The following is a 15,231-nucleotide window of genomic DNA, read 5'->3' as shown; positions in this document are numbered from 1 at the left end:
GCAGGATAGGCCGCGGTGGGGAGAGGCGCAATTATTCCTTTGCCGCCGGGAATTCGCGGCCGTTCTGGAACAGGGTGATGCCCGAAACCGCACCGCTTTCGTCGCGGTTGAAGGCGATCTGCGCATCGATGGCGGTGAGGAAGAAGCGGTCCTCGGCCTCGGGGAATATCTCCGCCGCGCCTTGCCCGGTTGCCTGGGTCATCAACCGGCCATCCTGCGCAAAGACAGTGATCTTGAATTCGGGCGAGAGGGCATAGACCCCTTCGAACTGGGAGAGGTCTTCCGGCATGGCAATCGTCTGGCGCTCATTCGCCAGCGTGACCTCGCCGCCGCGCACGAGGGTCATCAGGTCCTGCCCCAGCTTGCTCGCCGCCCCGCCGTTGAGGTTGGCGAGGACCGCGACGGTCACTTCACGCACCGGGTCATAGCTCAGCCAGGCGTTGAAGCCCTGGATGCCGCCGCCGTGCCAGTAGTAGACGTCCTCGCCCTCGCGATCGACCAGCACGCCGTGCGCGTATGTGTCGCCGAAGAAAGCTTCGTAGTCATGCGGGGTGAGGTAGGTTTCCAGACTTGCAGCCGACAGCACCTTCCCGCCGAACAGGCCGCGCTGCCACGCAAGCAGGTCGTCCGTAGTGGAATAGAGCGCGCCCGCGCCGGTGGGGATGCCCATGTCGACATAGGCCGCGTTCACATAGGTGGCGCCGTCGCCCGAAGGCGAGTAGCCTTCGACCCGCATGGGAACGACAGCGGCGGTGTTGTCGAGCGCAGTGTCGTCCATGCCGAGCGGATCGAACAGGCGTGTCTTGTAGAATTCGCCAAGCTCCATCTCGCCAACCTTTTCGACGATGCGCGAGAGAAGGACGTAGCCGGAATTCGAATAGGCGAACTTGCTGCCCGGCTCGAATTCCAGCGGCAGGTCGCGGAACATGGCGATGAGCTCGTCCTGCGTCGTCGGCAGGAGTGCTGCGCGCCCGAATTCCTCGAGCGAGGTGACGTTGGGAATGCCCGATGTGTGGCGGATAAGGTTGCGCACGGTGATCGCGTCCCAAGCCTCAGGCGTATCGTCCAGATAGGTGGAGATCGGCGCGTCGAGATCGATCTTGCCCTCTTCGGCCAGCAGCAGGATCGAGACCGAGGTGAACTGCTTGGTCACCGAACCGATGCGGAACTTGCCCTGCGGCGTGTTGGCGACGTTCCATTCCGCGTCGGCAAGGCCCCAGGCCTGGTCGACCAGTTTCTCGTCCCCGCGCGCGACGAGCACGGCGCCCATGAAGGTGCCGCTGTCGGCCTCGGCCTGGGCCAGCTCGATCATGCGGTCCGTATCCTGCGCCTGCGCTGCTGTGCCCGAAAGGAGCAGCGCGAGGGGCGAAAGGGCCAGCGCGGCCCGGCGAAATGCGATCATGGAAACCTCCCAAGTGATTTGCTTGCATAATACACCTCTGGAAGGTGCGGGCAAGCGTCAGGGAGTGGGGTCGTTTGCCGTTCGTCGAGCGGTAGCGGCGGCCAGTCCGATAGCAAGGCCGAAACCGAGGATCGGGGCCGCGCCGTAGCCCACGAGGATCGTCGGGTAATTGGACACGAGGGCGGCGACGCAGAAGCCGAAGAATGCGCCGGCGAGGCCATGGCGCACACTCTTTTCCGCGGCGAGCGCGTGGGCGAGCAGGAAGAAGGTGGCCAGAAGCGCGCCCGCAAGCGCCAAAGCCCCGACCGGGGCCTCGAACGCGAGGTGGACGAGGATCCGCTCGACAAAGGGTTGGGCAGGCAGTTCTCCGCGCAGGCCAGCAACGAGGCTGGCGAAGAAGGCGATGCCGGCGACCGGCACCATGCGCCAGTCGTCGCGCGCGGTGTAGATGCCCACCGCAGCCAGCATGACCGCAAGCGAGGTCGCCGCGTCCGGCTGGAGCGTGGCGGCAAGCAGCGCCGCGAGCAGGATCGGTGGGGCGAAATCTTCGTCGCGTGCGGCAAGGACGACGAGCGCAGGCAGGAAGAGCGCGCCGCTATGCAACGTGAAGGGACCGAGCGGAAGCCACCGGGCGATACCGTTGACGTATGGTCCCGTGATGAGCGGGAGGAAGATCAGCGCGATCAGGACTACCGTGATCACGCGGCGTTTCCCGATGCTTGGCAGGGGTGGGGCGAACAACCCGAACACGGCCGCGACACCGAATGCCGCCGCATTGAGGATTGCGTAACTTGCAGGCGCGCCCATCAGCTCGAGATAGGCGATCCCGGCCAGCACGGGGATCGCCAGCGCGAGGAGACCGGTTAGCCGCGCCTTCACCTAAAGCGCGTCCATCGCGGCGTCTTCGGCGGCATAGTCGAACAGGTCCCACGGATAGACGGTCATCTGCGGGAAGGCCGCGCGCCAGTTTGCGGGATTGTGCTCGATCAGCCACTCGACCGCGTCGCGGGCATTGGGCCAGTAGGTCGAGCCTGCCCGCCCGCAGGCGTTGCGCGCTTTCGAACCGTCGATGAGGAAGGGGCGCGGCACCGACCAGGGCGTCCGCCCGATGGTCGAGCCCTTGTCCGCCGGCACCTCGACCAGCTCCGCTTGCCTGCCGGTGAACTCGCAAATGTTTTGCGCGATGTCGGCAACCGAGGGGCCGTATTCGTCGGCGATGTTGAAGGTTCCGCCGATCTCCGCATGAGCCATCTCGAGCGCGAGCTCGGCGATGTCGCGCGCATTGGTGGTCTGGAAGCGTGAGACTTCGGGGTGCAACACCGGGATGCGCGTGCGCCCGTCGAGCAGGCGCTTCACGAACCAGTATTCGCGCGGATGGCGCGACCAGAGACCGTAGATTGCGCAGGGGCGCAGGATCGTCGCGCGCTCGCCGAACCGCGCGCGGGCGGCCATCTCCATGCGGATTTTGCGGGTGGAATAGGTGTCAGGCCCGCGGGCGACCGTCGCCTGATCCTCGGTGATCGGGCCCGCGAATTCGGGAAAGCCGCAAGTCGCCGCCTCGTCGAGCGTGCGCCCCTCGGCATCGCGATAGACACTGGCCGAACTGATAGCGATCAATCGGCCCACGCGGTCGGGATCGTAGCCGCTCACATCGCCCTCATCGAAGGCGATGGTGTCGATAACGCAGTCAGCGGAAGGTGGTTCGTCCTCGCCGCGAAGGAAAGGGACGAAGTGGCAGGGCATGACGCCCAGCCATTGCGGGGCAGAGCGCGCGTGGAGGGTGATCCGCCAATCGTCGCTGAAGGCAGCGACCATCTCGTAGGCGATCTGGCCCGCACCGATGATTGCAACGCTGCGGGCCATGATCGTTTACTCCTTCGAGCGAGATCAGATGTGGATCGGCTTGCCCTGGACCGCCATCGCCGCTTCCTTGATTGCTTCGGAATGCGTCGGGTGGGCGTGGCAGGTGTAGGCGATATCCTCGCTGGTGGCGCCGAATTCCATCGCCTGCGCGGCCTGCGCGATCATCGTGCCGGCCACTGAAGCGATGGCCCACACGCCGAGCACGCGGTCGCTTTCGGCCTCGGCGATGATCTTCACGAAGCCATCGGGCTCGTGATTGGTCTTGGCGCGGCTGTTGGCCATCATCGGGAACTTGCCGACCTTCACCTTGGTCTTGTCGCCGCCCATCTTCTCGATGGCTTCTTCCTGCGTCAGGCCGACACCGGCGAACTCGGGCAGGGTGTAGACCACGCCCGGGATGATGTCGTGATTCACGATGCCGGTCTGGCCCGCGATGTTTTCCGCGCAGGCAATGCCTTCATCCTCGGCCTTGTGGGCGAGCATGGGGCCCGGGACGACGTCGCCGATGGCCCAGACACCGTCGACCGCGGTGCGGAAGTCGTGATCGGTTTCGATCTGGCCGCGCTTGTTGACCTCCAGCCCGATGGCATCGAGGCCGAGGCCTTCGGTGTTCGGACGGCGGCCGATCGAGACCAGCACGCAATCGGCTTCGAGCGTTTCTTCATCGCCGCCGGCAGCTGGCTCGAGCGTGAGGGTGGCCTTCTTGCCCTTGACGGTGCAGCCCGTGACCTTGGTCGACAGGCGCAGTTCCATGCCCTGCTTCTTGAAGATCTTGGCCGCTTCCTTGCGCACATCGCCGTCCATGCCGGGCAGCAGCTGGTCGAGATATTCGACCACGATCACTTCGGCGCCGAGGCGGTTCCAGACCGAACCGAGTTCGAGCCCGATCACACCGCCGCCGATAACGACCATCTTCTTCGGAACCTTGGGCAGTTCCAGCGCGCCGGTGGAATCGACCACCACATGCTTGTCGTTCTCGACTTCGACCCCGGGCAGCGGAGTGACCGAGGAGCCGGTGGCGATGATGATATCCTTGGCGGTGACGGTTTCCTCGCCGACCTTGACCGTGTGCGCATCCTGGAAGGTGGCGTGACCCTGCTTCCAGTCGACCTTGTTCTTCTTGAACAGGAAAGCGACGCCCTTGGTCAGGCCTTCGACCGCATCGCGGCGCTGGGCGTGCATCTTGTCGAGGTTGAGCTTGGGGCTGGTCTCGATGCCCATGTCGGCCATCGCGCCGTTGCTGGCTGCATCGAAGAACTCGCTCGCATGCAGCATCGCCTTTGAAGGAATGCAGCCCACGTTGAGGCAGGTGCCGCCCAGCGTGTCGCGGCTTTCGGCACAAGCGGTCTTCAGGCCCAGCTGAGCCGCGCGGATCGCGGCGACATAGCCACCCGGGCCAGCGCCGATGACGAGGACGTCGTAGTCGTATTCAGCCATGTGTCTTTCCTCAGAGGTCGATCAGCATCCGGGTCGGATCTTCGATCGCTTCCTTGATGATCTTGAGTGCGGTGACCGCCTCGCGGCCGTCGATCAGGCGGTGGTCGTAGGACAGGGCAATATACATCATCGGGCGGATGACGATTTCGCCGTTCACGACGACCGGGCGATCTTCGATGCGGTGGAGGCCGAGGACGGCGCTCTGCGGCGGGTTGATGATCGGGGTCGACATCAGCGAGCCGAACACGCCGCCGTTGGAGATGGTGAAGGTGCCGCCCTTCATGTCTTCCATCGTCAGCGTGCCTTCCTTGGCGCGCTTGCCGAAGTCCGCGATATCCTTCTCGATGCGGGCAAAACCCTTGTCCTGCGCATCACGGATGACCGGGACCACGAGGCCGTTGGGGGCCGAGACCGCGACCGAGATGTCGACGTAATCGTGGTACACGATCTCGTCGCCTTCGATGTAGGCGTTGACCGCGGGCACGTCCTTCAGTGCAAGGCAGGCAGCCTTGGCGAAGAAGCCCATGAAGCCCAATCGGATGTCGTGCTTCTTGGCGAAGAGGTCCTTGTACTTTGCGCGCGCTTCCATGACCGCCGACATGTCGACGTCGTTGAAGGTGGTGAGCAGCGCCGCGTTTTCCTGCGCGCCCTTGAGGCGCTTGGCGATCGTCTGGCGCATGCGCGTCATCTTGACGCGTTCCTCGCGGCGCTCGCCGCCACTTGCAGCGGGCGCGGCCGTGCTTGCGGCCGGGGCGGAGCCGCCGTCGCGCTTGGCCTTGGCCGCGGCGACGACATCTTCCTTGGTCAGGCGGCCGTCCTTTCCGGTGCCCTTGATTGTCGAAGGATCGACGCCGTGTTCAAGAACCGCGCGGCGGACCGCCGGCGACAAGGTCTGCGAGGCGTCGGAAGAGGCTGCGGGAGCTTCCGCGCGCTCGGCCTTTCCCTCTTCGCGCTGCTCGCTGGCGCGGCCGGCTTCGGCGCCCTTGGCGGCCGGTGCGGCGCCTTCTTCGATCACCGCGATGACCGCGTCGACCTCGACCGTGTCGCCCACGGCAACCTTGAACTCGGTAATGACACCGGCGACGGGCGAGGGGGCCTCGACCGCGACCTTGTCGGTCTCGAGGCTGATGATCGGCTCGTCCGCCGCGACAGCGTCGCCGACATTCTTGAGCAGCTCACCGACGCTTGCTTCGGTTACCGATTCGCCCAGCGTGGGGACTTTGACTTCAGTGGCCATGTGTTGGGGTTCCTTCGGCCTTCTTGGATCAGTTGCAGTCGCTGCGGACCTTGGGCGTGTCACCGCCGTTCAGTCCGAGCGCGATATTGACGAGAGCTTCTTGCTGCACCTGGTGGCGGCTGGCGTAGCCCGTGGCGGGAGATGCAGCGACTTCGCGGCCGGCGTAGCAGGGGCGCATGCCGTCCTTGCCTGCAGCTGTGAGCGATTCCTCGATCAGGCGGTCGACAAAGAACCAGGCGCCGTTGTTCTTAGGCTCTTCCTGGCACCAGACCACGGTCTCGAGATTCGTCATGCGCTTGAGGCGCACCGCCAGCGGCTCGCCCGGGAAGGGATAGAGCTGCTCGATGCGTACGATCGATACGTCCTCGAGGCCCGCTTCGTCGCGGCGCTGCATCAAATCGTAAGCGACCTTGCCGCTACACAGCACGAGGCGTTTCACCTTCTTGTCGTCGATCTCCGTCATGTCGGACTTGATCCGCATGAAGTGGTGATCGCCCATGAACTCGCTCGCGTCCGACTTCGCCAGCGGATGGCGCAGCAGCGACTTGGGCGTCATGATGACCATCGGCTTGCGGAAGGAGCGCAGCATCTGGCGGCGAAGCACGTGGAAATAGTTCGCCGGCGTGGTGATGTTGCAGACCTGGATGTTGTCGTTCGCGCACAGCTGCAGGAAGCGTTCGAGACGCGCGGAGCTGTGTTCCGGGCCCTGGCCTTCGTAGCCGTGCGGCAGCAGCATCACGAGGCCGTTGGCGCGCAGCCACTTTACCTCGCCTGCAGCAATGAACTGGTCGATCATGATCTGCGCGCCGTTGGCGAAATCGCCGAACTGCGCTTCCCACATGACCAGGCTCTTCGGGTCGGCCATGGCAAAGCCGTATTCGAAGCCGAGCACGCCGTATTCCGACAGCGGGCTGTCGTAGACCTCGAACTTGCCATGTGGCAGCGTGGTCAGCGGGATGTACTTGCGCTCGTCCTTCTGGTCGACCCAGACAGCGTGGCGCTGGCTGAAGGTGCCGCGGCCCGAATCCTGGCCCGACAGGCGCACGCCGAAGCCTTCGGTCACAAGGCTGCCGAACGCGAGCGCTTCCGCCGTCGCCCAGTCGAAGCCTTCGCCCTTGGCGAACATGTCTTCCTTGGCTTTGAGCACGCGGCCCAGCGTCTTGTGGATCGTCAGGTCGTCCGGCACGGCGGTCAGTGTGCGGCCGAGGCTGTCGAACAGCTTCTTGGGGATCGCGGTTTCCACGTTGCGACGCGCGGTTTCCGGATCGGCCGGCTTGTTCATGCCCGCCCAGCGGCCTCCGAACCAGTCGGCCTCGTTGGGCTTGTAGCTCTTTGCCGCGGTGAACTCTTCTTCGAGATGGCCGGTGAATTCGGCAATCAGTCCGTCGGCATAGGCCTGGTCGACCACGCCCTGTTCGATCAGGCGCTTGGTGTAGATCTGGCTGACCTTGGGATGCTTGCGGATCTCGTCATACATCAGCGGCTGCGTGAACTTGGGCTCGTCGCCCTCGTTGTGGCCGAAGCGGCGGTAGCACCACATGTCGATCACGATGTCGCGGCCGAAGGTCTGGCGGTATTCGATCGCCAGCTTGCAGGCGAAGGTCACCGCTTCGGGATCGTCGCCGTTGACGTGGAGGATCGGCGCCTGGACGCCCTTGGCGACGTCCGAGGGGTAGGGCGAGGACCGCGCGAACTGCGGGCTCGTGGTGAAGCCAATCTGGTTGTTGATCACGAAGTGCAGGCAGCCGCCGGTGTTGTACCCGCGCACGCCCGAGAAGCCGAGGCACTCCCACACGATGCCCTGGCCGGCAAAGGCCGCATCGCCGTGGAGGAGGACGGGCAGGACCTGTTCGTGCTGCTTGAGGTCATCGCGGATCGCCTGCTGCGCGCGGCTCTTTCCGAGCACGACGGGGTTCACCGCTTCGAGGTGACTGGGGTTGGGGACCAGCGACATGTGCACGTTGATTCCGTCAAACTCGCGGTCGGTGCTGGTGCCGAGGTGGTACTTCACATCGCCCGAACCGCCGACATCGTCGGGGTTGGCGCTTCCGCCCGAGAATTCGTGGAAGATGACCTTGTAGGGTTTGCCCATCACGTTCGCGAGAACGTTGAGGCGGCCGCGGTGGGCCATGCCGTAGATGATCTCGCGCACACCGAGCTGGCCGCCATACTTGATGACCGCTTCGAGCGCCGGGATCATGGACTCGCCGCCATCGAGGCCGAAGCGCTTGGTGCCGACGTACTTCTTGCCGAGGAAGGCTTCGTACTGCTCGCCGCGGATGACCGAGGCAAGGATTGCGCGCTTGCCTTCGGCGGTGAACTGGATTGTGTCCTCGGGCACCTCGAACTTGTCCTGGAGGAAGCGGCGCTCCTCCGTGTCCGAAATGTGCATGTATTCGAGGCCGACGTTGCCGCAGTAGGTTTCGCGCAGCACCCGGTAGAGTTTGCCCACGGTGACCCAGTCGAAGCCGAACACGCCGCCGACGTAGACTTCCTTGCCTTCCTGCCCTTCGAACCCGTGCCATTCGAGCGTAAGGTCTTCAGGCACTTCACGGTGCGAGAGGCCGAGCGGGTCGAGATTTGCCGCCAGGTGGCCACGCACACGGTAGAGGCGCACCAGCAGCATCGCCTTGATGCTGTCGTCGGCCGCCTGCTCGATTGCCTTGGGGTCGAGCGCCTTGCCTGCCTTTTCCGCTGCCTGGGCGACAGCGAGACGCATCTGCGTCGGGTCGAGCGCGGCGGTCAGGTCCGCGCCGCTGTCGACCACATCGGCCAGCCAGCGGGGGTTGCCCCAGCTCGGGCCCGGCTGCGGGCCTTCCTGGTCGCCCATTTCGGGCAGGAAATCGTGGCTCTCGTTACCCATCGGGTCCCTTTCGCACCGACGCTAGTGTCGGCTTACTCTTTGCCAATGCATCGGCGGTGCGGAAGGCTCCCGGGGAGGAACAAGCCGTTCCGCAAAGCGGATCAGGCGAGTTCCTTCAGCAGCGCATCGAGCGTCGTGCCGAGCTCGCTCGGGCTCGGCGAGACGCGGATGCCTGCATCTTCCATGGCTGCGATCTTGTCTTCCGCGCCGCCCTGGCCGCCCGAAACGATGGCGCCAGCATGGCCCATGCGGCGGCCCGGAGGCGCCGTGCGGCCGGCGATGAAGCCAACGGTAGGCTTGGAGCGACCCTTGGCGGCTTCGTCCTTGAGGAAGGCGGCGGCCTCTTCTTCGGCGCTGCCGCCGATCTCGCCGATCATGATGATCGACTTGGTTTCCTCGTCGTCGAGGAACAGGTCGAGCACGTCGATGAAGTTGGTACCGTTGACCGGGTCACCGCCGATGCCGACTGCCGTGGTCTGGCCGAGGCCGACCATGGTGGTCTGGTGCACGGCTTCGTAGGTCAGCGTGCCCGAGCGCGAGACGACGCCGACGCTGCCCTTCTGGAAGATGCTGCCGGGCATGATGCCGATCTTGCATTCGCCGGGCGTCAGGACGCCGGGGCAGTTCGGACCGATGAGGCGCGACTTCGAGCCTTCGAGGGCACGCTTCACGCGCACCATGTCGAGCACGGGGATGCCTTCGGTGATCGCGACGATCAGTTCCATCTCGGCGTCGATCGCCTCGAGAATCGAGTCGGCGGCGAACGGCGGCGGGACGTAGATGCACGAAGCGGTCGCGCCGGTTTCGGCCTTGGCTTCGGCAACGGTGTTGTAGACCGGCAGGTCGATGTGCGTCGTGCCGCCTTTGCCGGGGGTCACGCCTGCGACCATCTGCGTGCCGTAGGCGAGCGCCTGCTGCGTGTGGAACGTCCCGGTGTCACCCGTCATGCCCTGGGTGATGACCTTGGTGTTCTTGTCGACGAGGATACTCATTCGGCACTCTCCTGGGGAATGGCTGTAATTTCGAAACGGGCGATCGGCTTGTCGCGATCCCCGGCCGGATCAAGGCGCATTTCCTTGTCGTCCATGATCCAGAAATAGGTCGGCCCTTCGGCGCGAACGGGCATGCCGACAAATTCGGACACGCCCTGCGCGGTGGGGCCATAGTCGGCCGTGTTGTCGAGTTTGGCGAAGACCACGCAGGCCTTCTGCTTGAGCTCTTCCTTGCTGATGATGATCAGTGCCTCGTTGCCCACTTTTTCGTAGGCACCCCGAACCTTCATCGCCCCGCGGCGACCGCCACGCTTTTCAAAGGGCTTCCAGCCATGGCTGGGGAGCTGCTTGAGCTCCAGCCAGGTGGGCGAGGTGATCGCAGCGCAGGCGTCGATCGCGTCGGCGATCTGGGCCGGGGTGGCCGGCTTGTCCTGGGCTGCGGCGGGCGCAGCCATCAGGGCAAGTGCGGGCAGGAGGTAACGGCGCATGGGGCTCGGGCTCAGTCTCAGGCGAGCGATCCGTCGAGGCCCTTGCAGGCTTCGAGCAGTTCCTCGACAGCGTCGGTCGAGACCTTGAGGTTGGCCTTTTCTTCGTCCGAGAGTTCGATCTCGACGACGTCTTCGGTGCCTCCCGAACCGATCACGGTTGGGACGCCGACATAAAGGCCGTCGAGGCCGTACTTGCCGTCAACGTAGCTTGCGCAGGGCAGGATGCGCTTCTGGTCGCCGAGATAGGCTTCGGCCATCGCGATGGCGCTGGTGGCCGGAGCGTAATAGGCCGAGCCGTTGCCCAGCAGGGCGACGATCTCGCCGCCGCCGGCGCGGGTGCGCTTGACGATTTCGTCAAGGCGATCTTCCGACACGCCCTTGATCTTGGCCATGTCCTTCACCGGGATGCCGTTGATGGTCGAGTAGGACAGGACCGGCACCATGGTGTCGCCGTGGCCGCCGAGGACGAAGGCGTTCACGTCCTTCACCGAAACGTCGAATTCCCATGCGAGGAAGGTGGCGAAGCGCGCGCTGTCGAGCACGCCGGCCATGCCGACGACCTTGTTGTGCGGCAGGCCGCTGAATTCGCGCAGCGCCCAGACCATCGCGTCCAGCGGGTTGGTGATACAGATCACAAACGCGTCGGGGCAGTTGTTCTTGATGCCTTCGCCGACCGACTTCATCACCTTGAGGTTGATGCCGAGCAGGTCGTCGCGGCTCATGCCGGGCTTGCGCGGCACGCCGGCGGTGACGATCACGACGTCAGCACCAGCGATGTCGGCGTAGTCGTTCGAGCCGGTAATCTTGGCGTCGAAGCCTTCGATCGGGCCGCACTGCGACAGGTCCAGCGCCTTGCCCTGGGGCATGCCTTCAGCAATGTCGAACAGGACGATGTCGCCCATTTCCTTCTTCGCCGCGAGGTGGGCGAGGGTGCCTCCGATCATGCCGGAGCCGATGAGGGCGATTTTCTTGCGTGCCATGGAAGCGTGGGTCCTTGTTCCTGCCGTGCGGGACAGTGATGTTACCCCGACCGATACGGGCCATGCTTCATGTGTCCCGCAAAGGAGGCACGGCACCCGGTCAATTGCGAGTGCGACCTAGGCCTCTGGGCGCGGGAATGCAACCGGCAAAAGGTCTAGCCTCGAAAGTATCTTTGCAAATGGTTCGCAATTGCAATAAGGGTGCTTTCGCGTGCATCTACACGCTTTGGGACTCGTCTGGGGTGTGGAAGTTCCCGGCCGGGACCGGTGACAGGATCAGCCGACGCGCCGTTTGCGCAGCTCGCCCTTCGCGGAATCGGTTTCCTCGGCCAGCAACAGGGCGGCCTTGTAGTCCGGAATGGCGCGGCTGAAGTGATAGCCCTGGCCCAGCGTACAGCCCGCCGAGCGCACGGCTTTCACCTGCTCGACCGTCTCGAGCCCTTCGGCAACGATTTCCATGCCCAGCGTGTGACCCATTTGCGAAACCGCGCGAATGATCGCATCGCTCTTGCGGCCCGCCTGCGCGCCCGAGACGAAGCTGCGGTCGACCTTGATCTTCGAGAACGGCCACTGGTTGATATAAGCCAGCGAGGAATAGCCGGTGCCGAAGTCGTCGAGCGCAAAGCGCACGCCGGCGCGGGAAAGCTCCTTGATGAACAGTGCGATGCTGGGACTGTCCTCGAGAAATAGGTTCTCGGTTACTTCCAGCTCAAGTCGCTCGGGCGGGAGGCCTGCCTCGCGCAGCGCGTTGAGGATGCCGAGCGCAGCGCCCGGCGCCTTGAGCTGCAGCGGCGAGAGGTTGACGGCAACGTGCACGTCTTCGGGCCATTGCGCGGCAACCCGCGCCGCTTCGCCGGTCAGCCAGTTGCCCAGTGTGACTATGGCGCCGCTGTCTTCGGCAACCGGAATAAACTCGTCGGGCCGGATCTCGCCCTTTTCCGGGTGGAACCAGCGCACCAGCGCCTCGAAACACCGCACGCGGCCCGTTTCCAGGTCCACGATCGGCTGGAAGTAGACCGATAGCTCGTCGCGCGAGAGGGCGAGGCGCAGCTCGGTCTCGATTTCGCGCCGATGGGCCAGATCGCGGGTCATGTCCGTTGTGAAGAAACGCACCTGCGAACGGCCGGCGATTTTCGCTTCGTACAGCGCAAGGTCGGCGTGGCGCATCAGCTCCTCCGCCGTGCATCCGTCTTCAGGCATCAAGGCAATACCGATAGACGCACCCATCTCGATGCGCTCGCCGTCGATACGCATGGGGCGGCGGACCTCGCCAAGGATCTGGCTTGCGAGCATGGAGGCGGCGTTGCGGCTGTCGATCCGTGTGGTCACGACAAACTCGTCACCGGCAAAGCGCGCGACGATACCGCCATCTTCGACCAGTGCGGAAAGCCGGCTACCGATCTCGCGCAGGACCTGGTCGCCCGCCTGGTGTCCCTTGAGCTCGTTGACCTCCTTGAAGCGGTCGAGATCGATCCACAGGACGGCGGCATTCCCGCTATCGGCTGCGCGTTCGAGTACGCCCGGAAGATCACGGTCGAGGCCCGACCGGTTGGCGAGGCCCGTGACCGGATCGGTCAGGGCAATCGTTTCCATCTGCGCGGCCAGTTCCGCGCTGCGGTCGGCCGCATCGAGCGAATCGCGCAAGGTTCCGAAGATCGAAAAGACGATCGAGAACATGGCCGGAAAGAGCAGCGCGATGGTGAGCGCAAGGAATGCGCCGGCAACAGATCCTTCCGCCAGCACAGCCCAGACCACCGGCACCGAGACCAGGGTGAGCTGGCCCAGCGCGATCGTGGGCCGGGCCGCGTTGTGCGCGCATATACCGATCCCATAGCCCACGGCGTTGGTGATCATCAGCACTTGCGCCATGGCCCCAGTATCGAGCGCGACGGTCGCTGCCGCGACCAGCCCAAGGACCAGAGCATAGCTGAAAGCTCCGAACTTGTAGGTGAGCTCAAGATAATCCGCGTCGATGTCGTCCGGGTTTCTTGCCAGGTGCCGCGCGTTGACGATGCGCAGGATGGCGATGCTGGAGAGCAGGAAAGCCAGCGAGTAGAGCAGTGAATTGTCGGACAGGAAGGCAACGACGGTGCTGGCCATGGCGCCGCAAATCGCGCCCATCGCAAGCGCCGTGCGCCTTTCGTAAAGCGAGCGCACCAGAGCACCGCGCGCCTGATCGGTGAGCGGGTCGGCGCCCTCTCTAAGGTCCTGGATACGTGCCCAGGCGGTGTTTATGTGCTGCTTCCCCATTGCGACTGACCTACGGGAAAACCGTCATGTTTCGGTTAACGCGAGGGTCACCCTGACACGCACCGTTCGATGGTCAGTAGACGAGCTGCGCGTCGTCGCCTTCGAGCCGGCGCTCGCACCGCTCGGCCAGGCGGCGATCGAGCGTGCGACACACGCCAAGCCACCAGGCGTAGGCGTCATGGTCGCCGGTGAAATAGGCCTGTTCCGCCTGTTGGCGAGCGGCTTCAGCAGCGCCGAGGCCGTGTTCGGCAAAATGCTTGAGCGCGGCACGCATCATGGCATCGAAGCTGGAGGCTTCAGCCTGCATCTGCGCCGCATCGCCGTTGTCGTTGGCCGCACGGGCCAGCGCCTTCTTCGCCAGCGCGCGGGCAATCGGCGAATGAGCAGTCGAGCGGGCGGCGGCGAAATGGACGGGCATGCCTACATCCTTGTGAAGCGGCGTTGCGAACACACCCTCTCTAGGCACCCTCGCGCTAAGCTTCGGTTCCGTGACATGGTTGTGAAGAGGTAAAGGCGCAGCGCAGAACAGCGCGCAGGCGGGCTTAGCGCTTGCCGGGTTCGTTAATCCACTTGCCCGAATTCGCATATTCCTCGCGCACGCGGCCAGACTGGGGCAGCGCGTCGTTGGCGCTCGGTTGGGCCTGCGCAGAAGAAGTTGCCGCCGGATTCGCCGTCACGGGGGCCGAGGTCAGCCGATCGTTGGGAGGCGGCGTGATTGCGGCTGCCGCCGTGGTTTGGGTGCGGCGGTTGGGCGCTGCCAGCGGTTCGCTTCCGGCGTAGCGATCCGTAAAGGCGCGTGCGGTCCCGGCGCCGCCTTTCCAGCGGTAGAAACGGTGCGCGCCGATGGTGCCGACGAAGTCGAGGCTCGCCGCCCAATAGGGGTTCACGTAATTGGTGTGGTAATGCGTTGCGAGGCCGATGGGCTTGTAAACCTCACCCGCCAGCGCTGCGAGCGCGACCGACTGGGCGACGGCCCAGGCCTGGCGCGAGGGTCGCCGCGCCATCGACCCGTCGCAGGTAAAGCTGAACTGGCAGCCGGTCTTGCGTTCCGATCCCTGGAAAACCACTCCGCACACGCTCGCCGGATAGGCCGGGTGCGCCACGCGGTTGAGAACGACCTGCGCGACCGCTTGCTGTCCGGCGTAGCTCTCGCTCGCGGCTTCGTAGTACACCGCGGTGGAAAGGCATTGCAGCGCGCGCGCCTTGTCGAGACCGCTGCCGGCTGTGCGGAAGGCCGCTGCTGCCGCGCCTGCACCGTGGCTTTCCGCGAACTCGACCGTCTCTGCGCCAATCTCTTCATCGCGCAGCTCGGGCACTTCGACAGCAAGGCGCGGGGCGTCCTCAAGATAGTAGAAGGCGGAGCCCGGGAAGCTTTCGCCGGCGGTTTCGAAGGGCATGGGCGCAAAGGCTACGGTTTCTTCGCCAAGGCCCATCGCCTGTTTCAGATCGGTCCATTCGCCCTGCGCGGCAACGGTGGGCAGGGCGATGGCCGCGCCCAGGATCGCGCCGCGCCCCAGCAGCCGGCGCCGGCTCTTGCGGCGCTGGTCGAGACGGCGCGCGCGCGGCGACGGTTCGCGCGGCGTGCGCGGGGTCCGTCCGGCCGGGGCCATCGTCTCGTCCACTGCGGGTCCTTCCCTGGATTGCGTCCAATCATAGCCGAGTTGCCGCCCATGCGACAGGCGGCGGCTTGCGCCCATCCCGCTAAGGGACGATCGGCCT

Annotated in this window: 12 protein-coding genes; all 12 read right to left on the bottom strand. The window is 64.9% G+C overall.

Annotated elements, in window-relative coordinates:
* Positions 1-31 precede the first annotated feature (31 nt).
* The 12 genes from KUV82_RS10125 to KUV82_RS10070 all read right to left on the bottom strand — a co-directional run bounded on the left by KUV82_RS10125 (position 32) and on the right by KUV82_RS10070 (position 15,134).
* On the bottom strand, positions 32-1,402 hold the full coding sequence (locus KUV82_RS10125; protein WP_219954165.1) for a serine hydrolase: 1,371 nt from the start codon (positions 1,400-1,402) through the stop codon (positions 32-34).
* A gap of 57 nt (positions 1,403-1,459) precedes the next feature.
* On the bottom strand, positions 1,460-2,281 hold the full coding sequence (locus KUV82_RS10120) for a hypothetical protein (RefSeq protein ID WP_219954164.1): 822 nt from the start codon (positions 2,279-2,281) through the stop codon (positions 1,460-1,462).
* On the bottom strand, positions 2,282-3,265 hold the full coding sequence (locus tag KUV82_RS10115; RefSeq protein WP_219954163.1) for a hypothetical protein: 984 nt from the start codon (positions 3,263-3,265) through the stop codon (positions 2,282-2,284).
* 24 nt (positions 3,266-3,289) lie between these two features.
* A complete protein-coding gene (gene lpdA / locus KUV82_RS10110) occupies positions 3,290-4,702 on the bottom strand; it encodes a dihydrolipoyl dehydrogenase (protein WP_219954162.1) in 1,413 nt (470 codons plus the stop codon).
* A gap of 10 nt (positions 4,703-4,712) precedes the next feature.
* The gene (gene odhB, locus KUV82_RS10105) at positions 4,713-5,939 is read right to left on the bottom strand and encodes a 2-oxoglutarate dehydrogenase complex dihydrolipoyllysine-residue succinyltransferase (RefSeq protein WP_219954161.1); all 1,227 of its coding nucleotides are present in this window, start codon (positions 5,937-5,939) and stop codon (positions 4,713-4,715) included.
* Between the two features lie 28 nt (positions 5,940-5,967).
* Positions 5,968-8,802: a 2-oxoglutarate dehydrogenase E1 component gene (locus KUV82_RS10100; RefSeq protein ID WP_219954160.1), complete on the bottom strand. Its 2,835-nt coding sequence runs from the start codon at positions 8,800-8,802 to the stop codon at positions 5,968-5,970.
* A 101-nt stretch (positions 8,803-8,903) separates the two neighbouring features.
* Complete coding sequence (sucD, locus tag KUV82_RS10095; RefSeq protein ID WP_219954159.1) at positions 8,904-9,794, bottom strand: succinate--CoA ligase subunit alpha; 891 nt, start codon at positions 9,792-9,794, stop codon at positions 8,904-8,906.
* Positions 9,791-10,282, bottom strand: a complete 492-nt coding sequence (locus tag KUV82_RS10090; RefSeq protein ID WP_219954158.1) for a hypothetical protein — start codon at positions 10,280-10,282, stop codon at positions 9,791-9,793. Before KUV82_RS10090 ends, sucD begins: the two co-directional genes overlap by 4 nt.
* A 17-nt stretch (positions 10,283-10,299) precedes the next feature.
* Positions 10,300-11,262: a malate dehydrogenase gene (mdh, locus tag KUV82_RS10085; protein ID WP_219954157.1), complete on the bottom strand. Its 963-nt coding sequence runs from the start codon at positions 11,260-11,262 to the stop codon at positions 10,300-10,302.
* 276 nt (positions 11,263-11,538) lie between these two features.
* The gene (locus tag KUV82_RS10080) at positions 11,539-13,512 is read right to left on the bottom strand and encodes a putative bifunctional diguanylate cyclase/phosphodiesterase (RefSeq protein WP_219954156.1); all 1,974 of its coding nucleotides are present in this window, start codon (positions 13,510-13,512) and stop codon (positions 11,539-11,541) included.
* Positions 13,513-13,585: 73 nt separating this feature from the next.
* Positions 13,586-13,930, bottom strand: coding sequence for a hypothetical protein (locus tag KUV82_RS10075; protein ID WP_219954155.1), 345 nt, complete (start codon positions 13,928-13,930; stop codon positions 13,586-13,588).
* 124 nt (positions 13,931-14,054) lie between these two features.
* Positions 14,055-15,134 carry a cell wall hydrolase gene (locus KUV82_RS10070; protein WP_258319719.1) on the bottom strand — a complete coding sequence of 360 codons (1,080 nt, stop codon included), beginning with the start codon at positions 15,132-15,134 and terminating at the stop codon, positions 14,055-14,057.
* Positions 15,135-15,231 lie beyond the last annotated feature (97 nt).

Origin of the sequence: Qipengyuania flava (genome assembly GCF_019448255.1) — a bacterium.
In the GTDB taxonomy this organism is placed as follows: Bacteria; Pseudomonadota; Alphaproteobacteria; order Sphingomonadales; family Sphingomonadaceae; genus Qipengyuania; species Qipengyuania flava_A.
Note: the sequence above shows the minus strand (reverse complement) of the source record. Positions and strands in the feature narration are given on the sequence as shown.